At 60.4% G+C, this 22513-nt stretch carries 23 protein-coding genes; 4 read left to right on the forward strand and 19 right to left on the reverse strand.

Annotated elements, in window-relative coordinates:
- The first annotated feature begins 22 nt into the window (after positions 1 to 22).
- The 4 genes from AC07OT_RS09110 (at position 23) to leuA (ending at position 5132) form a co-directional block, all read left to right on the forward strand.
- Positions 23 to 913, forward strand: a complete 891-nt coding sequence (locus AC07OT_RS09110; protein ID WP_495107920.1) for a LysR family transcriptional regulator — start codon at positions 23 to 25, stop codon at positions 911 to 913.
- 10 nt (positions 914 to 923) lie between these two features.
- Entirely contained in the window at positions 924 to 2303 is a 1380-nt protein-coding gene (xseA, locus tag AC07OT_RS09115) for an exodeoxyribonuclease VII large subunit (RefSeq protein ID WP_141155948.1), read from the forward strand.
- A 3-nt stretch (positions 2304 to 2306) separates the two neighbouring features.
- Positions 2307 to 3128: a M23 family metallopeptidase gene (locus tag AC07OT_RS09120; protein WP_065939243.1), complete on the forward strand. Its 822-nt coding sequence runs from the start codon at positions 2307 to 2309 to the stop codon at positions 3126 to 3128.
- 324 nt (positions 3129 to 3452) lie between these two features.
- Entirely contained in the window at positions 3453 to 5132 is a 1680-nt protein-coding gene (gene leuA / locus AC07OT_RS09125) for a 2-isopropylmalate synthase (protein ID WP_027605424.1), read from the forward strand.
- Positions 5133 to 5222: 90 nt separating this feature from the next.
- On the opposite strand, the gene AC07OT_RS09130 is transcribed toward leuA, so the two are convergent.
- The 19 genes from AC07OT_RS09130 to iscR form a co-directional block, all read right to left on the reverse strand.
- On the reverse strand, positions 5223 to 6014 hold the full coding sequence (locus tag AC07OT_RS09130; protein WP_495107921.1) for an amidohydrolase: 792 nt from the start codon (positions 6012 to 6014) through the stop codon (positions 5223 to 5225).
- Positions 6002 to 7150 (reverse strand): pyridoxal phosphate-dependent aminotransferase, encoded by a 1149-nt coding sequence (locus AC07OT_RS09135; RefSeq protein ID WP_495107922.1) that lies wholly within the window; start codon positions 7148 to 7150, stop codon positions 6002 to 6004. Before AC07OT_RS09135 ends, AC07OT_RS09130 begins: the two co-directional genes overlap by 13 nt.
- A 135-nt stretch (positions 7151 to 7285) precedes the next feature.
- A complete protein-coding gene (der, locus tag AC07OT_RS09140; RefSeq protein WP_005791167.1) occupies positions 7286 to 8755 on the reverse strand; it encodes a ribosome biogenesis GTPase Der in 1470 nt (489 codons plus the stop codon).
- A 139-nt stretch (positions 8756 to 8894) separates the two neighbouring features.
- A complete protein-coding gene (gene bamB / locus AC07OT_RS09145; RefSeq protein ID WP_495107923.1) occupies positions 8895 to 10046 on the reverse strand; it encodes an outer membrane protein assembly factor BamB in 1152 nt (383 codons plus the stop codon).
- Positions 10039 to 10680, reverse strand: a complete 642-nt coding sequence (locus AC07OT_RS09150) for a YfgM family protein (protein ID WP_495107924.1) — start codon at positions 10678 to 10680, stop codon at positions 10039 to 10041. Before AC07OT_RS09150 ends, bamB begins: the two co-directional genes overlap by 8 nt.
- A gap of 41 nt (positions 10681 to 10721) precedes the next feature.
- Entirely contained in the window at positions 10722 to 12011 is a 1290-nt protein-coding gene (gene hisS, locus AC07OT_RS09155) for a histidine--tRNA ligase (RefSeq protein ID WP_495107925.1), read from the reverse strand.
- Between the two features lie 23 nt (positions 12012 to 12034).
- Entirely contained in the window at positions 12035 to 13144 is a 1110-nt protein-coding gene (gene ispG / locus AC07OT_RS09160) for a flavodoxin-dependent (E)-4-hydroxy-3-methylbut-2-enyl-diphosphate synthase (protein ID WP_003175952.1), read from the reverse strand.
- 2 nt (positions 13145 to 13146) lie between these two features.
- The gene (locus AC07OT_RS09165) at positions 13147 to 14151 is read right to left on the reverse strand and encodes a RodZ domain-containing protein (RefSeq protein WP_495107926.1); all 1005 of its coding nucleotides are present in this window, start codon (positions 14149 to 14151) and stop codon (positions 13147 to 13149) included.
- A complete protein-coding gene (gene pilW, locus AC07OT_RS09170; protein WP_115487246.1) occupies positions 14151 to 14909 on the reverse strand; it encodes a type IV pilus biogenesis/stability protein PilW in 759 nt (252 codons plus the stop codon). Before pilW ends, AC07OT_RS09165 begins: the two co-directional genes overlap by 1 nt.
- Positions 14910 to 14921: 12 nt before the next feature.
- Positions 14922 to 16070 (reverse strand): dual-specificity RNA methyltransferase RlmN, encoded by a 1149-nt coding sequence (gene rlmN, locus AC07OT_RS09175; protein WP_027605416.1) that lies wholly within the window; start codon positions 16068 to 16070, stop codon positions 14922 to 14924.
- A gap of 29 nt (positions 16071 to 16099) precedes the next feature.
- A complete protein-coding gene (gene ndk, locus AC07OT_RS09180; RefSeq protein WP_017846179.1) occupies positions 16100 to 16525 on the reverse strand; it encodes a nucleoside-diphosphate kinase in 426 nt (141 codons plus the stop codon).
- A 91-nt stretch (positions 16526 to 16616) separates the two neighbouring features.
- Positions 16617 to 16817 carry a Fe-S cluster assembly protein IscX gene (gene iscX / locus AC07OT_RS09185; RefSeq protein WP_017846180.1) on the reverse strand — a complete coding sequence of 67 codons (201 nt, stop codon included), beginning with the start codon at positions 16815 to 16817 and terminating at the stop codon, positions 16617 to 16619.
- A gap of 14 nt (positions 16818 to 16831) precedes the next feature.
- Positions 16832 to 17173 carry an ISC system 2Fe-2S type ferredoxin gene (gene fdx / locus AC07OT_RS09190; protein WP_027605415.1) on the reverse strand — a complete coding sequence of 114 codons (342 nt, stop codon included), beginning with the start codon at positions 17171 to 17173 and terminating at the stop codon, positions 16832 to 16834.
- 3 nt (positions 17174 to 17176) lie between these two features.
- Entirely contained in the window at positions 17177 to 19039 is a 1863-nt protein-coding gene (gene hscA, locus AC07OT_RS09195; RefSeq protein ID WP_495100470.1) for a Fe-S protein assembly chaperone HscA, read from the reverse strand.
- Between the two features lie 53 nt (positions 19040 to 19092).
- Positions 19093 to 19614, reverse strand: a complete 522-nt coding sequence (hscB, locus tag AC07OT_RS09200; protein ID WP_027605413.1) for a co-chaperone HscB — start codon at positions 19612 to 19614, stop codon at positions 19093 to 19095.
- An 8-nt stretch (positions 19615 to 19622) separates the two neighbouring features.
- Positions 19623 to 19946: an iron-sulfur cluster assembly protein IscA gene (iscA, locus tag AC07OT_RS09205; RefSeq protein WP_024077295.1), complete on the reverse strand. Its 324-nt coding sequence runs from the start codon at positions 19944 to 19946 to the stop codon at positions 19623 to 19625.
- A gap of 28 nt (positions 19947 to 19974) precedes the next feature.
- Positions 19975 to 20361 carry a Fe-S cluster assembly scaffold IscU gene (gene iscU, locus AC07OT_RS09210; protein WP_003175965.1) on the reverse strand — a complete coding sequence of 129 codons (387 nt, stop codon included), beginning with the start codon at positions 20359 to 20361 and terminating at the stop codon, positions 19975 to 19977.
- 99 nt (positions 20362 to 20460) lie between these two features.
- Entirely contained in the window at positions 20461 to 21675 is a 1215-nt protein-coding gene (locus AC07OT_RS09215; protein WP_017530022.1) for an IscS subfamily cysteine desulfurase, read from the reverse strand.
- 50 nt (positions 21676 to 21725) lie between these two features.
- On the reverse strand, positions 21726 to 22217 hold the full coding sequence (gene iscR / locus AC07OT_RS09220; protein ID WP_003194020.1) for a Fe-S cluster assembly transcriptional regulator IscR: 492 nt from the start codon (positions 22215 to 22217) through the stop codon (positions 21726 to 21728).
- Positions 22218 to 22513: the final 296 nt, after the last annotated feature.

Here is a 22513-nt window from a genome sequence, read left to right on the forward strand (position 1 = left end):
CCATCTCGAAAAGGCATGACGTGTGATCTCCACTCGCCAACTGCGTTACTTCGTCGAAATCGCCGACAGCGGCAGCTTCAGTGCGGCCGCCGAACGTTTGTTCGTGGCGCAATCGGCCCTGAGCCGGCAGATCAAGGAGCTGGAAAACCAACTGCAAACCCCGCTGTTCGAACGCACCGCGCGCCAGCCGCGGCTGACCGCTGCCGGTGAAGCCTTCTATCCACGGGCGCGCAACCTGCTGAGCGAATTGCTCAAGGCCAGCGAGATGGCGACCCAAGTGGGCAATGGCGAATTGGGCACGCTGCGCCTCAGCCATTCGAGCACCGTGCCGATGAGCGGGCCTTTACTGCAAGGCATCAGCACCTGGCTGGAGCGCTGCCCTGGGGTGTCGATGGATATCGGCAAACTGTCCTCCGAAGCGCAGTTGGAAGAAATCGCCGACGGTCGCCTGGAAGTCGGGGTGCTGCGTTTACCCGTGCTGCGCCAGCGCGAAGGTGTACGGGTCATGCCTTTATACAGCGAACCCCTGCTGCTGGCCGTGCCTGCGAATCATGCGCTGGCACGCAACCAGGCGCCCATCGAACTGGAGCAACTGAAAGACCAGGCGTTTATCTCGATCCCCCATCCCCAGCGTGGCGGCCTGAGTTATCTGTCGGCCGAACTGTGCATGCGCGCGGGATTTTTCCCCAAGGCCGCGCGAGTGATGTCACGCAAGACCACCCAGTTACAGTTGATCCAGGCCGGTTTCGGTATAGCCTTGCTGCCAAAGTCCATGCAGGACATCGCCCCCGCCAACGTGCACTTTTTGCCCCTGGCCGACCCGGACTGCCTGAGCACCGTCGCCCTGGCCTGCCAGCAGTCACCGAGCGCGTTGGTAGAGCAGTTCTGTCAAACCCTGCGCGAATGCCTATAAACTGCCGCCCATGATTAAAGATCCCTTTGCCCGCTTGGGCCTGGACCGCGAAGTCCTGACTGTCAGCCAGCTCAACGGCCGCGCGCGGGTGTTGCTGGAAGACGTATTCACCAATATCTGGGTCGAAGGCGAGATCTCCAACCTCGCTCGCCCGGCCTCCGGCCATGTGTACTTCACCCTCAAGGACAGCGGCGCCCAGGTGCGCTGCGCACTGTTCCGCAATAACGCCGCGCGGGTTCGCCAGGCGTTGAAGGATGGCCTGGCGGTGAAGGTGCGCGGCAAGGTCTCGCTGTTCGAGGGCCGTGGCGACTACCAGTTGATCCTCGATACCGTGGAGCCGGCCGGTGATGGTGCGTTGCGCCTGGCCTTCGATGCCCTGAAGGAAAAACTCAGCGCCGAGGGCCTGTTCAGTGCCGAACGCAAGGTGCCGCTGCCGGCGCACCCTCGGCGTATTGGCATTATCAGCTCGCCGACCGGTGCGGTGATACGCGACATCATCAGCGTGTTCCGCCGTCGAGCGCCGAACGTTGAACTGACCTTGATCCCGACGGCCGTGCAAGGCCGCGAAGCGATCCCTCAGATTGTACGTGCGTTGAAACTCGCCGACGCCCGCGGCTTTGACGCGTTGATCCTGGCGCGTGGAGGCGGTTCGCTGGAAGACCTCTGGTGCTTCAACGAAGAAGCCGTGGCGCGGGCGGTGGATGCTTGCGTGACGCCAATCGTCAGTGCCGTCGGCCATGAAACCGATGTGTCGATCAGCGACTTCGTAGCGGACGTGCGCGCCCCCACCCCCTCCGCCGCCGCTGAACTGCTGGCGCCGGACGCCAGCCACCTGGTGCGCCAGGTGGAGAACCTGCACCGCCGCCTGGTGATGCTGATGCGCAATCGCCTGGCCCACGACCGTCTGCGCCTGGAAGGAATGGCCCGACGCCTGCGGCACCCCGGCGAACGCCTGCGCCAACAGGCCCAGCGCCTGGATGATCTGGATATGCGCCTGCGCCGCGCCTTCGAGCGCAGCCTCAATACCCGCCGCGAACGCCTGATCCGCCTGGAAACCCGCCTCGCCGGCCAGCATCCGGGGCGCCAGTTGGCCCTGCTGCGCCAGCGCCTGGACAGCCTTGCCGAACGCCTGCCCCGCGCCATGCGCGAAGGCCTCAAGGCGCGTCGCCTGCAACTGCAAAGCCAGGTGCAGACGTTGCAGGTGGTCAGCCCGCTGGCAACCTTGGGCCGTGGCTACAGCATTTTGCTCGACGAGCGTGGCCAGGCCATCCGCAACGCCGCACAGACCCACACCGGCCAACGCCTCACCGCGCGCCTCGGGGAAGGCCAATTGCAGGTGCGGGTGGAAGATAACCACCTGACCCCCGTCACCCTTTCGTTATTGGATTGATTGATGCCACGTTTCTTTAGTGTGTTGTTGCTGCTATGCCTCGCCGTTAACGCTCATGCCGACAGCTATATCAGCCGTACCTTGAACAAGCCGGTGCCCGGCGGCGTTGCGGTGGTTGAACTCGGCCCTTCGGCTGCCGCGCCGAAAGCCACGTACCAGGGCAAACCCGTGCTGGTGGTGAAGGAGCAGGACAACTGGCTGGCGATTGTCGGCATCCCGCTGACGGTCAAACCGGGCAACGAGCGTATCAGCAGCGGCGGGCGCAGCCTGCCGTTTATCGTTGGTTACAAGAAGTACCCGGAACAGCGCATCACCCTGAAGAACAAAAGCCAGGTCAACCCGGCCCCAGCGCAACTCAAGCGCATCGAGGCGGAACTGGCGGTACAGATCAAGGCCTATCGCAGCTTCAGCCCCAACCTGCCAAGCAATCTGGTGCTGGATAAGCCGGTGAATGGGCCGCTGTCGAGCAAGTTCGGTGTGCGTCGCTTCTTCAACGGTGAAGAACGCAACCCGCATTCGGGCCTGGATTTCGCCGTACCCGCAGGCACGCCGATCAAGACTCCGGCGAACGGCAAGGTGATTCTGGTCGGTAACTACTTCTTCAACGGCAATACCGTGTTTGTCGACCACGGCCAGGGCTTTATCAGCATGTTCTGCCACATGTCGAAGATCGATGTAAAAGTCGGCGATCAACTGGTGCGCGGTACGGTGGTGGGCAAGGTCGGCGCAACCGGCCGCGCCACCGGACCGCATATGCACTGGAATGTGAGCCTGAACGATGCGCGGGTCGACCCAGCGATTTTCATCGGGGCGTTCCAACCGTGAATGAAGCGATTGCGCGCCCGATAACGGTAGCGCAATTTAATCTAGCCCCGGCGCAATTCACAACCATAAAATCCCGTTTCTTACGCAGATAAAAGAACTTATCTCAATTTTTAGCGACTGCTTGCCATCTTTCACCCCGGCGGTTAGGGTTGAGCTTATGAAAACCTCTCACACCCTCATTCAGCTCCGCCAGCACCGCAGCCTGTGTCTTGTCAGCGCACGACTGCCAGGCTGAATCGATCTGCCTCGTCTTTACGTTTTATCCCTAAAAACAGTTCTACGGCAGGCCGCCTTTTCTCGGCCCCTACAACAAAGGATTTCCCGATGAGCATGCTCAAAGACCCGTCTTCGAAGTACCGCGCGTTTCCGACCATCGACATCCCGGATCGCACCTGGCCGTCCAAAACCATCACCACCGCGCCGATCTGGTGCAGCTCCGACCTGCGTGATGGCAACCAGTCGCTGATCGAGCCGATGGACGCGGTGAAAAAACTGCGCTTCTGGAAGACCCTGGTTGCCGTCGGCGTGAAGGAAATCGAGGCTTCGTTCCCTGCCGCCTCGCAAACCGACTTCGACTTCGTGCGCACCCTGATCGAAGACAACCACATCCCCGAGGACACCACCATCCAGGTGCTGACCCAGGGCCGTGAAGACTTGATCGCACGCACCTTCGAATCCCTGCGCGGCGCCAAAAAGGCCATCGTGCACCTGTACAACGCCACCTCGCCGTCGTTCCGCCGCATCGTGTTCAACCAGGACAAGGACGGCATCAAGGCCATCGCGGTCAACGCGGCCAAGCTGTTCGTCAAGTACGCCGCCCAGCAGCCGGAAACCCAGTGGACTTTCGAGTACTCGCCGGAGACCTTCAGCGCTACCGAGCTGGAGTTTGCCAAGGAAGTCTGTGATGCGGTGATCGAGGTCTGGAACCCGACGCCTGAGCACAAGATGATCCTCAACCTGCCGGCCACCGTCGAGTGCGCCACGCCGAACATCTATGCCGACCAGATCGAGTGGTTCGGTCGCCATATCAATCGTCGTGACAGCGTGATCATCAGCCTGCACACCCACAACGACCGTGGCACCGGCGTTGCCGCCACCGAGCTGGGCCTGATGGCTGGCGCCGACCGTGTCGAGGGTTGCCTGTTCGGTAACGGCGAGCGTACCGGTAACGTCGACCTCGTCACCGTGGCCTTGAACATGTACACCCAGGGCCTCGACCCGCAACTGGACTTCTCCGACATCGACGGCGTACGCAAAGTCGTCGAGGAGTGCAACCAGATCCAGGTTCACCCCCGTCATCCGTACGTCGGCGATCTGGTGCACACCGCTTTCTCCGGTTCTCACCAGGACGCGATCCGCAAAGGCTTCTCCCAGCAGAAAGAGGATGCGCTGTGGGAAGTGCCGTACTTGCCGATCGACCCGGCCGATATCGGTCGCAGCTACGAGGCGGTGATTCGGGTGAACAGCCAGTCGGGCAAAGGCGGCATCGCCTACCTGCTGGAGCAGGAATACGACATCAGCTTGCCACGCCGCATGCAGATCGAGTTCAGCCAGGTGGTCCAGGCCGAAACCGACCGCGTGGGCCTGGAGATGACCGCACCGCAGATCTACGCCTTGCTGCAGCGTGAATACCTGCAAGCCAACACCCCGTATGCGCTGGTCAGCCATCGCCTGCAGGAAGAGAACGGCAACAGCTTTGTCGAAGTGGAAGTCTCGGGCAAGGGCCAGGGCGAAACCAACCTGCACTGGAAAGGCAAGGGCAACGGCGCACTGGAAGCGCTGGTGGCCGGCCTGCCAATTGGGGTGGAGATCATGGACTACAACGAACATGCCATCGGCGCAGGCACCAACGCCAAGGCCGCAGCCTACATCGAACTGCGTGTGAACGGTGAACGCCCGGTGCATGGCGTGGGTATTGATGAAAACATCACCACGGCGAGCTTCAAGGCACTGTTCAGTGCGCTGAACCGCTCGTTGAGCCAGCAGGAAGCGAAAGCGGCGTAACCTTCGCCGTCATACAGAAGGCCCCTGGGTGAGAACCCAGGGGCCTTTTTTATTGAGTTTCAGATTTGGGTTGCCCCCGATAACGGCCTGTCAGACAAACTGAAAGCTATCGGCATCCAGGTTCGCCGGAAACCTGGTGCGATACGTCGCCAGTTCAGCTGCACCCAGGCACACCTGGAACACGCCATCGGCCTCCCCCGCACTCAGCAGGCTCTCGCCCTGGAAATCCAGCACCTGGCTATCACCGCTGTAGGCAAAGCCCTTGCCGTCGGTGCCCACTCGATTCACCGCCGCTACGTAGCACAGGTTCTCGATAGCCCGCGCCGGCAACAAGCGGTTCCAGTGCTGGCGCCGCGCCCCCGGCCAATTGGCGGTGTAGAGCAGCAAGTCAGTGTCGTGGGCATCCCGACTCCACACCGGGAAGCGCAGGTCGTAGCAAATCAGCGGCCGAACACGCCAGCCTTTCAATTCGAACTGCACCTGGCGCTCGCCGGGGGTGTAGTGATTGTGCTCACCGGCCATACGAAACAGATGACGCTTGTCGTAGTGCAACACCTCGCCATCCGGCCGCGCCCACAACAGGCGGTTGCGGTGGCTGCCATCAGCGGCCTGGATAATCACGCTGCCGGTGATCACGGCGTTGTACTTCGCAGCCTGGGCCTGGAGCCACTGATGGGTCGGGCCGTTTTCCGGCTCGGCGAGGGTTTGCGACGCCATGGAGAAACCGGTGGTGAACATTTCCGGCAGTACGATCAGGTCGGCGCCGCGGGCCTGCTCCAGCAGCCCCTCGAAATGCTCGAGGTTGGCCTGGCGGTCGTGCCAGGCCAGGGTGGTCTGGACCAGGGCGATATTCAAGTCAGGCAATGCCGTCAGATCACGCATAGTTTTTCAGCCGCTTGCCGCAGCGTCTCCTCGCGTTTGGCAAAACACAGGCGCACCAGGCGCTGGCCTTGCGGTGGGCTCTGGTAGAACACCGAGACCGGGATGGTCGCCACACCATGCTCGCGGGTCATCCACAGGGACATGGCGACGTCATCCAGGTCCGGGCGTATTTGTGAGTAATCGACCAACTGGAAGTAGGTGCCGGCCACTCGGCTAAAACTGAAACTCGACGGTGCCAGCAGGTCGCAGAACAGGTCGCGCTTGGCCTGGTAGAACCCCGGCAGTTCATCGACGTGCTCCGGGTGTTCAGCCATGAAATCGGCCAACGCGAACTGCAACGGGGTCACACCACAGAAATTGACGTATTGATGCACCTTGCGCAGTTCGGCCGTCAGGGCCGGTGGCGCGACCACGTAGCCGGTTTTCCAGCCGGTGACGTGGTAGGTCTTGCCAAAGGAGCTGACCACGAACGCACGCGGGTACAGCTCTTCATGGGCCAGCACGCTGACGTGGGGCACGCCGTCGAATACCAGGTGTTCGTAGACCTCGTCGCTGACCAGGTAGATATCGCGGTCGCGGATCAGTTCGGCCAACTGGTCCAGCTCGGCGTGGCTGATCAGCGCGCCGGTTGGGTTGTGCGGGGTATTGAGGATGATCATGCGCGTACGTGGCGACAGCGCGGCCTTGATCTTCTCGAAGTCCAATGCAAAGCCTTGCAGGCTCAGTTGCACATGCACGCAGCGGCCACCGGCCAGTTCGACCGAGGGCTCATAGCTGTCGTAGCAGGGGTCGAACACAATGACCTCATCGCCAGTGCGAATCACCGCCTGGATCGCGCAGAAGATCGCGGCGGTGGCGCCAGGGGTGATGGTCACTTCACTGTCGGCATTCACCGTGGCGCCATAGCTGCGGGCGATCTTGGTCGCCACTTGCTGGCGCAAGGCCGGCAGGCCGGTCATCGGTGAATATTGGTTGTGCCCGCTGGCAACATGTTTGCCCACGGCATCGAGCAAAGCCTGAGGCCCATTGAAGTCGGGAAACCCCTGGGACAGGTTGAGCGCGCCGGTTTCGGCAGCGAGTTGCGACATGGTGGTGAAAATGGTCGTGCCGACATTTGGCAGCTTGCTGGTGATCATGGGAGCCCCCTTCGGGTGAGCTGCAAGTTTTAAGCTGCAAGCTGCAAGCAGGTCAAGCGACAAACCGCCAGGCACAAAAAAGGGCTCCAAAGGAGCCCTCTCTTGCAGCCTGTAACTTACAACGTGAAGCGGCTGCTATTTCTTGTCGCGACGCTTCTTGTCGGCCTTCTTGTGGTGAGTCATCAAACGACGCTTCTTGTTCACCTGGCGGTCAGTCAGTGTGTTCTTGTTGCCTTCGTACGGGTTCTCGCCCCCCTTGAACTCGATACGGATCGGCGTACCAACCAGTTTCAGGACACGGCGGTAGGTGTTTTCCAGATAACGCACGTAGGACTTGGGCACCTTCTCGATCTGGTTACCGTGGATCACGATAATCGGCGGGTTGGCACCACCCAAGTGGGCGTAACGCAGTTTGATCCGGCGGTTGTTGACCATCGGCGGTGCGTGCTCGCCAACGGCGTCTTCGAGGATCTGGGTCAGACGGTTGGTCGGCCAGCGGGTCACGGCGGACTTGAACGAGTTCTGTACGGAGGCGTAGAGGTTGCCCACACCCGTGCCGTGCAGGGCCGAGATAAAGTGGATATCGGCGAACTCGACGAAGAACAGGCGGCGCTGCAGCTCGATCTTGACGAAATCGCGCTCGCTCGGCGTCATGCCGTCCCACTTGTTGATCGCGATAACCAGCGCCCGACCGGCTTCGAGGGCAAAGCCCAGCAGGTTGAGGTCGTGGTCCACCACGCCTTCGCGGGCGTCCATCACGAAGATCACCACGTTGGCGTCTTTGATCGCCTGCAGGGTTTTCACCACGGAGAACTTTTCAACTTCCTCGTGGATCTTGCCGCGCTTGCGCACACCGGCGGTGTCGATCAGCGTGTACTTCTCGTCGTTACGCTCGAACGGGATGTAGATGCTGTCGCGGGTGGTGCCGGGCTGGTCGTAGACGATTACCCGGTCTTCACCGAGCATGCGGTTGACGAGGGTCGACTTGCCCACGTTCGGGCGGCCGATGATTGCAATCTTGATACCGTCTTTTTCGCTTGGGCCGGGAATGCGCTTGGCTTCCTCGCCTTCGGCAACGATCTCTTCTTCGCCTTCTTCTTCCTCGACGTCATCCTTGGGGAAGTCGCGCAGGGCGATTTCCAGCATCTGGGTGATGCCGCGACCGTGGGCACCGGCGACCGGGATCGCGTCGCCAAGACCCATCGGGCTGAATTCGGCACGGGCCGCCTCAGGGTCGATGTTGTCGATCTTGTTGGCGACCAGATAGGAACGCTTGTTGCGCTTGCGCAGGTGCTCGCCAATCATCTGGTCGGCAGCGGTGTAGCCCGCGCGGGCGTCCACCAGGAACAACACGACATCGGCTTCTTCAATGGCCAGCAGCGACTGCTCGGCCATCTTTTCGTCCATGCCATGCTCATCACCGGAGATACCACCGGTGTCGACAATAATGTAGGAGCGCCCTTGCCACTTTGCCTCACCGTATTGGCGATCACGGGTCAGACCGGACAAGTCGCCGACGATGGCGTCACGAGTCCTGGTCAGGCGGTTGAACAAGGTGGACTTGCCGACGTTAGGTCGGCCCACCAGGGCGATTACGGGAACCATGCGGCTCTCCACTTCGTTATTTCAGAAAATACAAAAGCCGCTGCAAGGCAGCGGCTGGTGCTCGGGGCAGCATATTCAAATGCCGCATGCCCCGCCGAAGCGGGGCCGCCTGGGTTTTACCCCAAGCATAGTCAAACCTTTACTTGATGGTCAGGGCTTCCAGCTTGCCGCTGTTGCCAAACACATAAAGCATGTTACCCACGACCAGCGGACGGGCACGCAGGCCATCGCTGTCGATACGCTCACGACCTACAAAACGACCATCCACTTGGCTCAGCAGGTGCAGGTAGCCTTCGAAGTCGCCGACCGCTACGTAGCTGGAGAACACTTCCGGGGCCGACAGTTGACGACGGACCAGGGAGTCGTTGCTCCACAGTGCAGTGGTGGAACGCTCGTCGACACTTTCAACGGTGCCGGACGACAGGCTTACGTAGACGCTGCCAAACCCTTGGGCGACACCCGCATAACTGGAAGCATCACGCTGCCAGTTGACACGGCCGCTCTGCAGGTCCAGCGCGGCAACACGGCCCTGGTAAGTGGCGACGTAGAGGGTTTCACCCGACAGCAGCAAGCCACCGTCGATGTCCACTACGCGATCCAGCTCGGAACGACCTTGTGGGATGGCCACACGGGTTTCCCAGGCCGGCACGCCGTTCCTGGTGTCCAAGGCGACCACTTTACCGGTCGACAGGCCTGCAACGGCCAGATTGTTGGTCACAACCGGACCACTGGTACCGCGCAAGGTCAGCACCGCCGGGGTGCTGTCGTACAACCAACGCTGTTCGCCGGTGCTGGCGTCCAGGCCGATCACACGGTCATCCTGGGTTTGCACCACGACGATATCGCCGTTGGTGGCAGGCGGTGCGAGGACTTCACTGGTCACGCGAGCGCGCCATTTCTCTTCACCGGTGCTGGAGTCCAGCGCCACGACTTCGCCCTTGAGCGTGCCGAGCATGACCATGCCGTAACCCACGCCTACAGCGCCGGATACAGGCAATTCGAGGTCTTTCTTCCACTTCACGTCGCCGTTCATGCGATCCATGGAGATCACCACGCCGGTTACGTCAGCGGCCACAATGTTGTCACCGTCGATTGCCGGCACCAGCATGTTGTAGGTCTCGCCCTGGCCGTCACCGATGGAGCGGCTCCATTGCTTTTGCAGGACGACTTCTTCCTTGAAGCTGGTCAGCTCGGCCGGAGGCAGTTCTTTTTTACTGTTGCTGCTGCAACCCGCGGCCAGAACGGCCAGAGCCAGCAATGCTGCATGTTTCCAACGGATCACGTCATGCATCCCCTTTGGCCAAGTCGTCCAGCTTGATTTGTAAGCCACCGACCGCCGCTTCATCAGACAGCGCCGCCTTGGCTTTCTTGTACGCAGCATTGGCTTCGTCGGTACGACCCAATTGGACCAACAGGTCGCCCTTGAGCTCTTCGCGAGTGGCTACAAATGCCTTGTCCGCATCGCCGTCGAGCAGTTTGAGTGCTTCGTCAGCCTTGTTCTGTGCCGCCAATACCTGGGCCAGGCGCTGACGCGCGATTTCACCCAGGGTCGGGTTGGTCGGCTTGTCGGCGATGGCCTTGAGTTCTGCGGCGGCGTCATCCAGCTTGCCGGTATCGACCGCGACTTTCGCGACGAACAGGCTGCCGTATTGGGCGTAGGTGCTGCCGCCGAATTCGTTCTTCAGCTTGCCGGCCAGGTCTGCAACCTGCGCGGGGTTGGGCTTGCCGTCCGGCGTCAGGGTGGTTTCCAGCAATTGCTGATAAACGATCGAGGCGCCCTGGGACTGGTTGGCCTGATACTTTGTCCAGGCTTGCCAGCCGAACACCACCACTAAAGCCAGCAGACCGCCAGTAACCAGGGGCTTGCCGTTACGCTGCCACCAGTCCTTGAACTCGGCCAACTGCTCATCATCAGTACTCGACACCCCAATACTCCTTAATCGCTAAATTCGGCTGTTCGACAGCTTCAACCCTGCACGACGCAGGTGGCCAAATGCGCAGCGAGCGCATCAAAGGCAATGTTCTGTTGCTCGCCCTGGCCACGCAGGGGTTTGAAACCTATCACTTGCTGGGCCAACTCGTCATCGCCAAGGATCAGTGCGTACAGCGCACCGCTCCTGTCGGCCTTCTTGAACTGGCTCTTGAAGCTGCCTGCGCCGGCATTGACCTGAAGGCGCAGGTTGGGCAACTGGTCACGTACTTTTTCGCTCAGGGCCAGGGCAGCCAGTTCGGCGGCCTCGCCAAAGGCGCACAGGTACACGTCCACCTGACGGGAGATTTCTTCCGGAACCTTCTCCAGCGTTTCCAGCAGCAGGATCAGCCGCTCGATCCCCATGGCGAAGCCCACGCCGGTGGTCGGCTTGCCGCCCATCTGCTCGACCAGGCCGTCGTAACGGCCACCCGCACACACGGTACCCTGGGCGCCGAGCTTGTCGGTGACCCACTCGAACACGGTCTTGCTGTAGTAATCGAGGCCACGCACCAGCTTGGTATTGATCACGAACGGAATGCCGGCCGCGTCCAGACGAGCCTTGAGGCCTTCGAAGTGAATGCGGGATTCGTCGTCCAGGTAATCGGCCATTTTCGGTGCATTGACCAGCACGGCCTGGGTGTCGGCGTTCTTGGTATCGAGGACGCGCAACGGGTTGGTCTTCAAACGACGCTGGCTGTCTTCATCCAACTTGTCCAGGTGGGCGGACAGGTACTCGACCAGGGCCACTTTATAGCGGCCGCGGGATTCACTGGTGCCCAAGCTGTTGAGCTCAAGCTTGACCGCGTCGCGGATGCCCAGCAGGCCCCATAGGCGCCACGTCAGCACGATCAGCTCCGCGTCGATGTCCGGGCCGTCGATGTTGAACACTTCCAGGCCGATCTGATGAAACTGGCGATAACGGCCTTTCTGTGGACGTTCGTGACGGAACATCGGGCCGATGTACCACAGTTTCTGCGGCTGGCCAGCACCGGTGAGGCCATGCTCAAGCACGGCGCGCACGCACGCGGCGGTACCTTCCGGACGCAAGGTCAGGGAGTCGCCGTTACGGTCTTCAAAGGTGTACATCTCTTTTTCGACGATGTCGGTCACTTCACCGATGGAGCGCTTGAACAGCTCGGTGAACTCGACGATCGGCATGCGGATCTGCTTGTAACCGTAGTTATCCAGCAGGCGCGCGACAGTCCCCTCGAAGTAGCGCCACAGCGGCGTTTGCTCCGGCAGGATGTCGTTCATGCCACGAATGGCTTGCAGAGACTTGCTCACATCAAATCCTTAAATTCGTCCAATCAGCCGCGAGCGATCAGCGCTGCGTCAGCCGCGACCTTTTCGGCCGCTTTCTCGCGGATCAGCTTTTCCAGCTCATCCACCAGATTGTCATTCGTTAACTTCTGCGACGGCTTACCGTCGATGTAAATCAGGTTCGGTGTACCGCCGGTCAAGCCCACATGGGCTTCCTTGGCTTCACCCGGGCCGTTGACCACACAACCGATCACTGCAACATCCAGCGGCACCAGCAGGTCTTCGAGGCGCAACTCAAGGTCGTTCATGGTTTTCACCACGTCGAAGTTCTGCCGCGAGCAACTCGGGCAGGCAATGAAGTTGATACCGCGTGAACGCAAACGCAGGGATTTGAGAATGTCGTAGCCGACTTTCACTTCCTCTACCGGGTCTGCCGCCAACGAGATGCGGATAGTATCGCCAATCCCTTCGGCGAGCAGCATACCGAGACCCACCGCAGATTTCACTGTGCCTGAGCGCAAACCGCCGGCTTCGGTGATCCCCAGGTGCAACGGCTGCACGATTTCCTTGGCCAGCAGGCGGTAGGCTTCCACCGCCATGAACACGTCGGAGGCCTTTACGCTGACCTTGAAGTCCTGGAAGTTCAGGCGTTCGAGGTGTTCAACGTGACGCAGTGCAGACTCGACCAGCGCTGCCGGGGTCGGCTCGCCGTACTTCTTTTGCAGGTCTTTTTCCAGGGAACCGGCGTTGACGCCGATGCGGATCGGGATCCCGCGATCACGAGCAGCGTCCACCACAGCGCGCACACGGTCTTCACGACCGATGTTGCCCGGGTTGATACGCAGGCAATCGACACCCAACTCGGCCACGCGCAGGGCGATCTTGTAGTCGAAGTGAATGTCGGCCACCAGCGGCACCTTGACCAGCTGCTTGATGCGACCGAACGCCTCGGCAGCGTCCATGTCCGGGACGGATACCCGAACGATGTCTACCCCGGCCGCTTCCAGGCGATTGATCTGGGCAACGGTAGCGGCAACGTCATTGGTGTCGCTGTTGGTCATGCTCTGTACCGCGATGGGGGCGTCGCCACCCACCGGCACCGAGCCGACCCAGATCTTGCGCGATACGCGACGTTTGATTGGAGATTCGCCGTGCATGACTATTGTCCCAACTTCAGGCGAGCGGTCTCGCCAGTGGTGAACGGCGCTACGTCTACAGGCTGGCCGTTGTAGGCCACTTGCGCGCCACGGGCGAAGCCCAGACGCAGCGTCAAAGGAGGCTTGCCGCCCAGGTCGAGCGTATCGCCCTTACGCTTGAGACCACTGACCAGCACTTTGCCGTTGCCATCGGTGACTTGCGTCCAGCAGTCAGCGACGAAGGTAATTTGTACACGCCCGTCACCGGCGATCAACGCAGGGGTGGTGGGTGGTGAAATCGCCGGGGCTGCCGGAGCGGTTGGCGCCGTAGTACTCGCTGGCGCCGGGGCCGGAGCAGCCGGTGTATGAGCCTGGGCAACCGGAGCCGCGGGCGTGTGAGTTGGCGCGGTCGGTGTCACTGGGGTCGGTACGGCGGCGGTCGGGGCACTTTCCGGCTCGGACGGTTCAGCGGCGGCCGGGGTTTCGGGGGCAGCCTGGCCTTGGGCTACGGCCTGGTCTTCCGGCTCATCCAGCGGATGAATCTGGGTGGTGCCGTCGGCGCTTTCGACTTCGACGTGCTCCATGGCGTTGCTGGTCAGGTCCTTACTGCGCTGGGACGTCTGGTCTTGCCACCAGACGAAACCGCCGCCGATCACGGCGATCAGCAGCAACAGGCTGACAATACGCAGGATTGTGTGGGAAACCCGCACCGGTTCTTCGATGCGCCCCAGGCCATGCACGTTGCTGCCCTGGGAGTCGGTGCCGGTGAACTGGTCGAACTCCTGGACCAACACGGCCTGGTCGATGCCCAGCAACTTGGCGTAGGCGCGGATATAGCCACGGGCGAAGGTATGCCCAGGCAGCTTGTCGAATGCGCCGGCCTCAAGGTTGCCCAGGGAGGTGGTGGTCAAATTGAGCTTGAGGGCCACTTCCGCCAGCGACCAACCATTGCTTTCGCGGGCCTGACGCAAGGTGTCGCCTGGGTTTACGCGATTAGCTGCTACAACTTCCGGGTGCGCCGCTTTCATCATTGCTCCGACAGGTATTGCTGATATTCCGGCGTACCGGGATAGAGTCGTTCGAGTTGCTGGCCAAAACGTGCGGCCGTGTCGTGTTCTTCATGAACCGTCGCCAGGCGCACGCCGAGCAATAGACTACGTGCATTTTGCCCGCTGAGCAGGCTAAAACGCTCGTAATAGTCACGTGCCGGCACATAATGCCTGTCTTCGTAGGACAACTCAGCCATTTCGAGCAGCGCTCGTGGCTGATGGCCGTTCAAGTGCAGGGCTTTTTCCAGCTGCTGGCGTGCGCTGTCGCGCTGGCCGAGGCGCATCGAGGTTACCCCAAGGTTCTCGAACACCCGTGCGCGCTCAGGATAGAGGGTATCGGTACTGGCTTGCTGGAAATAAAGGGCGGCCTGCTCATAACGCTTTTGCTTGAACAGGAAACTGCCGTAATTGTTCAGCAGTTTCGGATCGGCAGGCCGTGCGGCCAGGGCTTTGTTGAAGTACCGGTCAGCCAGTTCAGGCTCGGCCTGGGCGTGGAACACCAGGGCCAGCGCAGCGTTGGCGTCGGCATCGTCGCTGTCCAGTTCAAGGGCTTTTTTCAACGGCACCTTGGCCTGCTCGCTCATGCCTTGTCGCAGGTAACCCAACCCCAGTTGCACATAGGCAACCCGCGCCTCGTCACGGCCCTTGCCGGTTTGCAAAGGGCTGTCATGGCCCGATGAAACACAACCGGCGGCGAGGCCGGTAACCAGCAAAAGCAGCGCAAGGCGCAAGGGCATAGAGATCCTCTCTCAGATTCGATTCACAGCAATTTGCGGCAGATCGTCGGCGGCGTTCAATTCACGCACGGCGATATAGCGCTCGCTGCGGCGGGTACGGTCCATCACCTGCCCGACCAATTGACCACAGGCGGCGTCGATGTCTTCACCACGGGTGGTGCGCACGGTGACGTTGTAGCCGGCCTGGTGCAGTTGATCCTGGAAACGGCGAATGGCGTTGTTGCTTGGCCGCTCGTAACCAGAATGTGGAAACGGGTTAAACGGAATCAGGTTGATCTTGCACGGGGTGTTCTTGAGCAGTTCAATCATCTCGACCGCGTGTTCGACCTTGTCGTTAACATCCTTGAGCATGGTGTACTCAATGGTCAGCACACGCTTCTCGCCCAAGGTCGCCATATAACGCTGGCAGGATTCGAGCAGCATCTTAAGCGGATACTTCTTGTTGATCGGCACCAATTGGTTACGCAATGCGTCATTGGGTGCATGCAGCGACAACGCCAGGGAGACGTCGATGTGCTTGGCCAGCTCATCGATCATCGGGACCACGCCGGAGGTCGACAGGGTCACACGGCGCTTGGAGATGCCGTAGCCCAGGTCGTCCATCATAAGGTGCATGGCTGCGATGACGTTGTCGAAGTTCAGCAGCGGCTCACCCATGCCCATCATCACCACGTTGGTGATGGCACGGTCGACGGTCGCCGGGACGCTGCCAAAGGATTTGTTGGCAATCCACACCTGGCCGATCACTTCGGCGGCAGTGAGGTTGCTATTGAAGCCTTGCTTGCCGGTGGAGCAGAAACTGCAGTCCAGGGCACAGCCTGCCTGGGACGAAACGCACAAGGTGCCGCGCTTGCCCTGGGGAATGTACACGGTCTCGACGCAGCTGCCGGACGCTACGCGCACCACCCACTTACGGGTGCCGTCGCTGGAGATGTCCTCGCTGACCACTTCGGGGCCACGTACTTCAGCAATAGCCTTGAGCTTGTCGCGCAGGGCCTTGCTGACGTTCGTCATGGCGTCGAAATCGTCGACGCCAAAGTGGTGAATCCATTTCATTACCTGACCGGCACGGAAACGCTTCTCCCCGATTGAGTCGAAGAATTTTTCCATTTCCTGTTGAGTCAGACCCAGCAGGTTGGTTTTTACAGTCGATGTCGTCATGGATTCACCCTCACTCTTTAAGCCGATGCTTAGCGAGTGGTTACTTCGGTAGCTGCGAAGAAGTACGAGATTTCGCGAGCAGCAGCGGCTTCGGAGTCCGAACCGTGTACAGCGTTGGCGTCGATGGAGTCAGCGAAGTCAGCACGGATGGTGCCGGCAGCGGCTTCTTTAGGGTTGGTAGCGCCCATCAGCTCACGGTTCAGAGCGATGGCGTTTTCGCCTTCCAGAACCTGAACAACAACAGGACCGGAGATCATGAAGGCAACCAGGTCGCCGAAGAAGCCACGAGCGCTGTGCTCAGCGTAGAAGCCTTCAGCTTCAGCCTTGGACAGTTGCTTGAGTTTCGAAGCTACAACCTTCAGGCCGGCTTTTTCGAAACGAGTGGTGATCTCGCCGATGACGTTTTTTGCAACAGCGTCAGGCTTGATGATGGAGAAAGTACGTTGAACAGCCATGGTGTAACTCCAGAAACGGTAATTTACGAAAAATTAAACCCGCGAATTATACGCGGGTTCTTGGGTATTGCCTAACTGCGTAAGGGAGGCGTCAGTCCTGTTCTTCTTTCCAGGCAGTCTGGATAGCTTCCAGAACCTTTTCGCCGCCGCGATCGCGCTCATCATCAAAGCCTGGCAAGGCCATGACCATGTCACGCAAAGCAACAAAATTCAGGGAATAGGGATCCATATCCGGGTTGCCGTCGGCCAACAGGATAGCGATCTCTTGCACATCAACCCATTTAAGACTCATGCCACTTCCTTGAATCAGTGCGGCGCTTCGGCCGCATGGTTGAGCGAATATTTCGGAATTTCGACGGTAATGTCTTCAGTCCCGACCCTGGCCTGACAGCTTAGGCGAGAAGTGGCTTCCAGGCCCCAGGCGCGATCAAGAAAATCCTCTTCCAACTCATCGGCCTCTTCCAGGCTATTGAAGCCTTCGCGAATGATGCAGTGGCAAGTGGTGCAGGCACACACACCACCACAGGCACTTTCGATCTCGATGTGGTTGTCATGGGCAACTTCGAGGATGGACTTGCCGGTCTCAGCCTCAACAACCATACCGTCCGGGCAATGCTCGGCGTGTGGCAGAAAAATGACCTGCGGCATTAATTATTCCTCGATTTCATTCAGGTTGCGCCCGGCCAGTGCGGCTTTCACCGTCTGATCCATGCGGCGGGCGGCAAAGGCGTCAGTGACCTGCGACAAGCGCTTGGTCTGTTGCTCGATGGCGTAACCATCGTTGCCTTTCATCAGTTCGGCCAGTTCCTGCATCTGCAGGTCGATGACCATGCGCTCTTCGGCATCCAGCAGCCGCTCGCCGTCGGCATCCAGGGCGCCCTGCACCGCTTCGAGCAGGCGCTGGGCATCCACTTGTTGCTCGCGCAGTACGCGCGCGACCTTGTCGTCGCCGGCGTATTGGAACGAATCCTTGAGCATCTTGGCGATTTCACCGTCAGTCAGGCCGTAGGACGGCTTGACCTGGATGCTGGCTTCAACGCCGGACGCCAGTTCGCGCGCGGCGACGCTGAGCAGGCCGTCGGCGTCGACCTGGAAGGTCACGCGAATCTTCGCCGCACCCGCGACCATGGCCGGGATGCCGCGCAATTCAAAGCGGGCCAGGGAGCGGCAGTCGCTGATCAGCTCGCGCTCACCTTGCAGTACATGAATCATCATGGCCGTCTGGCCATCTTTGTAGGTGGTGAAGTCCTGGGCGCGCGCGACGGGGATGGTGGTGTTGCGCGGAATCACCTTCTCCATCAGGCCACCCATGGTCTCCAGCCCCAGGGACAGCGGGATGACGTCGAGCAACAGCAATTCGCCGCCATCACGCTTGTTGCCGGCCAGGGTATCGGCCTGGATGGCGGCGCCGATGGCGACCACCTGGTCCGGGTCGATTTCCGTCAGCGGCTGGCGACCAAAGGCTTCGGCAACGGCTTCGCGAACCCGCGGCACACGGGTTGAACCGCCGACCATGACCACGGCACCGACGTCTTCCAACTCGATGCCGGAGTCACGCACGGCTCGACGGCATGCTTTCAGGCTGCGGGCGATCATCGGTTCGATCAACAAATCGAAGGCTTCGCGAGTCAGCTTGGCGCACCAACTGCCGTAGGAAACGTCAACAGAAGCAGCGTCAGTCAGCGCCTCTTTAGCGGCACAGGCCGTTTGCAGCAAGTTACGCTGCTCGCCCGGATCCAGGTCAGCGGACAAGCCGGCGCTGCTGATGATCCAACCCGCGATGGCGTGGTCGAAGTCATCGCCACCCAGCGCTGTATCGCCACCGGTAGCCAGTACTTCGAACACGCCGCCAGTCAGGCGCAGGATCGAAATATCAAAAGTGCCACCACCCAGGTCGTAAATAGCGACCAAGCCTTCGGCATGCTGGTCCAGGCCATAGGCCACGGCCGCAGCGGTCGGCTCGTTGAGCAGGCGCAACACGTTCAGGCCGGCGAGTTTCGCCGCGTCCTTGGTGGCCTGGCGCTGGGCATCATCGAAATACGCCGGGACGGTGATCACCGCGCCGACCAGTTCGCCACCCAACGTGGTTTCCGCGCGCTGGCGCAGCACCTTGAGGATATCCGCCGACACTTCCACCGGGCTTTTCGGGCCCTGGACGGTGTCGATGAACGGCATATGGGATTCGCCACCGACAAAGCGGTACGGCAACTGGTCGCCCAATTGCTTGACGTCGGACAGACCACGGCCCATCAAGCGCTTGACCGACAGCACGGTGTTCAAAGGATCGGTAGACGCCGCCAACCTGGCTGACTCACCGACTTCGGTGCGATCAGCGTGATAACGCACGGCGGACGGCAGGATCACCTGGCCATCGGCATCGGGCAGCGGCTCGGACAGGCCGCTGCGCAAGGCAGCAACCAGGGAATTGGTGGTACCCAGGTCAATCCCCACCGCCAGGCGACGCTGGTGCGGCTGAGGGCTTTGGCCGGGTTCGGCGATTTGCAGTAGAGCCATGGTAATCAGGTCTTATCTGTCTATCAGGCGCGCATCACGGGCAGCACACTGGGTTAATCGTCGAGGCGCTCTTCCAGCTGGCGCACTTCGTAGGTGAGCTTGTCGAGGAACTGCATGCGCCGCATCAGGCGCTCGGCCTGTTCACGTTGCGCTGCATCGTCCCAACAGGCTGCGAAGCTTTCGTTGAGCTCATCCTGGGCAACTTTCAGACGACGCTTGAAGACCGCGACACCCGCCACATCGGCTTCGTCCTGCAGGTCTTCGAGTTCTTCACGCCATTGCATCTGCTGCATCAGGAAGTCCGGGTCGTGCACGGTCACTTCCAGCGGCAACTCGCCACCGTTCATCGCGAGCAAGTAACGCGCGCGTTTAGGAGGGCTCTTGAGCGTCTGATAGGCTTCGTTGAGGCTGGCCGACTGCTCCAGCGCCAGGCGTTGCTCACGCTCGGAGGCGTCAGCAAAACGGTCCGGATGCACCCCACGCGCCAATTCTCGGTAGCGCGTGGCAAGCTGCTCGAGATCCAGCCGAAAACTCGGCTGCAGCTCGAATAAAGCGAAATGACAAGGAGTACCCACGAATAGCCTCAGATGTTGAAGCTTTCGCCGCAGCCACATTCACCGCGTACGTTGGGGTTGTTGAACTTGAAGCCTTCGTTCAACCCTTCCTTCACGAAATCGAGTTCGGTGCCGTCCAGGTAGGTCAGGCTTTTAGGGTCGATGATCACTTTCTCGCCGTGACTTTCGAACACCTGGTCCTCATCGACCACCTCGTCGACGAACTCCAGCACATAGGCAAGGCCGGAGCAGCCCGTGGTGCGAACACCCAGACGAATCCCCTCACCTTTACCGCGCCCATCCAGGGAGCGTCGCACGTGCCGCGCAGCCGCTTCTGTCATGCTGATAGCCATCGTTGACTCCTTACTCGTCGCCAAATGCTTAGATCAAGCCTTTCTTCTGCTTGTAGTCGCGAACGGCCGCCTTGATGGCGTCTTCAGCGAGCACGGAGCAGTGGATTTTCACTGGCGGCAGGGCCAGTTCTTCGGCCAGCTGGGTATTGCTGATAGTCACAGCCTCATCCAGGGTCTTGCCTTTCATCCATTCGGTCGCCAGGGAGCTGGAGGCGATGGCCGAACCGCAACCGTAAGTCTTGAACTTGGCGTCTTCGATAACGCCGGCGTCGTTGACCTTGATCTGCAGGCGCATCACATCGCCGCACGCCGGAGCGCCGACCATGCCGGTGCCGACATCAGGATCTTCCGCGTTCATCTTGCCGACGTTGCGCGGGTTTTCGTAGTGGTCGATGACCTTTTCGCTGTAAGCCATGGTACTGAATCCTCACTCATCAGGGCCGCTCTGGAACCCTGTAGAAACGCCTGCGTTTTCCGCCACGTTCCTACAGAGCTGGGGTGGCGGCTTCTATAGTTAGTGTGCCGCCCACTCGATCTTGGAAATATCGACACCGTCTTTGTACATGTCCCACAGCGGCGACAGGACGCGCAGCTTGTTGACGGCTTCGCAGACCTTCTGCGCGGCGTAGTCGACTTGCTCTTCGGTGGTGAAACGGCCGAACGTAAAGCGGATGGAGCTGTGAGCCAGTTCGTCGTTGCGGCCCAGGGCGCGCAGTACGTACGAAGGCTCAAGCGAAGCCGAGGTGCAGGCCGAACCGGACGAAACCGCCAGGTCCTTGAGCGCCATGATCAGCGACTCGCCTTCGACATAGTTGAAGCTCAAATTCAGGTTGTGCGGTACACGGGCAGTCATGCTGCCGTTGATGTACAGCTCTTCAAGGTTCTCGACCTGCTTGTAGAAGCGATCGCTCAAGGCCTTGATACGTACGTTTTCGGCTGCCATGTCTTCCTTGGCGACGCGGAAGGCTTCGCCCATGCCGACGATCTGGTGGGTCGCCAGGGTGCCCGAACGCATGCCGCGCTCGTGACCGCCGCCGTGCATGGTGGCTTCGATGCGCACGCGTGGTTTGCGGCTCACGTACAGGGCGCCGATGCCTTTGGGGCCGTAGGTCTTGTGGGCCGAAAACGACATCAGGTCGACTTTCAGCTTGGACAGGTCGATGTCGACCTTGCCGGTGGACTGAGCGGCGTCGACGTGCAGCAGGATGCCTTTGGAGCGAGTCAGCTCGCCGATGGCCGCGATGTCGTTGATGGTGCCGATTTCGTTGTTCACGTGGATCACGGAAACCAGAATGGTGTCTTCACGCAGCGCGGCTTCGATCATCGCCGGGGTGACGATACCGTCGGTGGTTGGCTCGAGGTAAGTGACCTCGAAACCTTCACGCTCCAGTTGGCGCATGGTGTCGAGGACAGCCTTGTGCTCAATCTTGGTGGTGATCAGGTGCTTGCCTTTGGTCGCGTAGAAATGCGCCGCGCCCTTGATAGCCAGGTTGTCGGACTCGGTGGCACCGGAGGTCCAGACGATTTCACGCGGATCGGCGCCAACCAGGTCAGCAACCTGGCGACGAGCGTTCTCGACCGCTTCCTCGGCTTTCCAGCCGAAAACGTGGGAACGGGAGGCCGGGTTGCCGAAGTTTCCGTCGACCAGCAGGCACTCGCTCATCTTTTGCGCGACACGCGGATCAACCGGGGTGGTCGCTGAGTAATCAAGGTAAATCGGCAATTTCATGGACTTTCTCCTAAATCAGGCTGGCTGGCGTGCCGTTAGCTCTTCGGCTGTCACTCGACGGCGGACGCTTCGATCTTGTCCAGACGCGGCGCCTTGGTGTTGCAACGGCGCTGGTCCTGACGCTGGGCTACTTCTTGCACCTCACGGCGAGTCACAAGATCAGCCAAGCTGATACCACTCAAAAACTCATGGATCTGCAGGCTCAAGTCACACCACAAGTGGTGCGTCAGGCAGGTATCGCCGGCGTGGCAGTCACCCAGGCCCTGGCACTTGGTCGCGTCGACGGATTCGTTGACCGCGTCGATCACCTGGGCCACCTGGATGCCCTGCATGTCGCGGGACAGCTGATAGCCGCCGCCCGGCCCACGCACACTGGAGACCAGATTGCTGCGGCGCAACTTGGCGAACAGTTGCTCAAGGTAGGACAGGGAAATGCCTTGGCGCTCGGAGATATCGGCCAGGGACACCGGCCCAGTTTGCGCGTGCAAGGCCAAGTCAAGCATGGCGGTCACCGCGTATCGGCCTTTTGTAGTCAGTCTCATGGACAAGTACCAAGGTGTTTCAGAATGGGAGCAAGTATGCGATTCCCGAGTATTTAAGTCAACTATAAGACCTAGTACTTTAGTCAGGATTACCCGTAAAAAGGGCGCGCGAATCATAGCAGGATGGGGCGAGGACGAACAGCAGCAGCGGGGGTGATGGCTCGATATCAAGACCAATGGAGATCAAATGTGGGAGGGAGCTTGCCCCCGATAGCGGTGGATCAGTCAATATATTGGATGACTGACAGACGGCCATCGGGGGGCAAGCGCCCTCCATCATGGGCCTAGCAGCAAAT

It is taken from the genome of Pseudomonas sp. GW821-FHT09C10 (genome assembly GCF_059418085.1).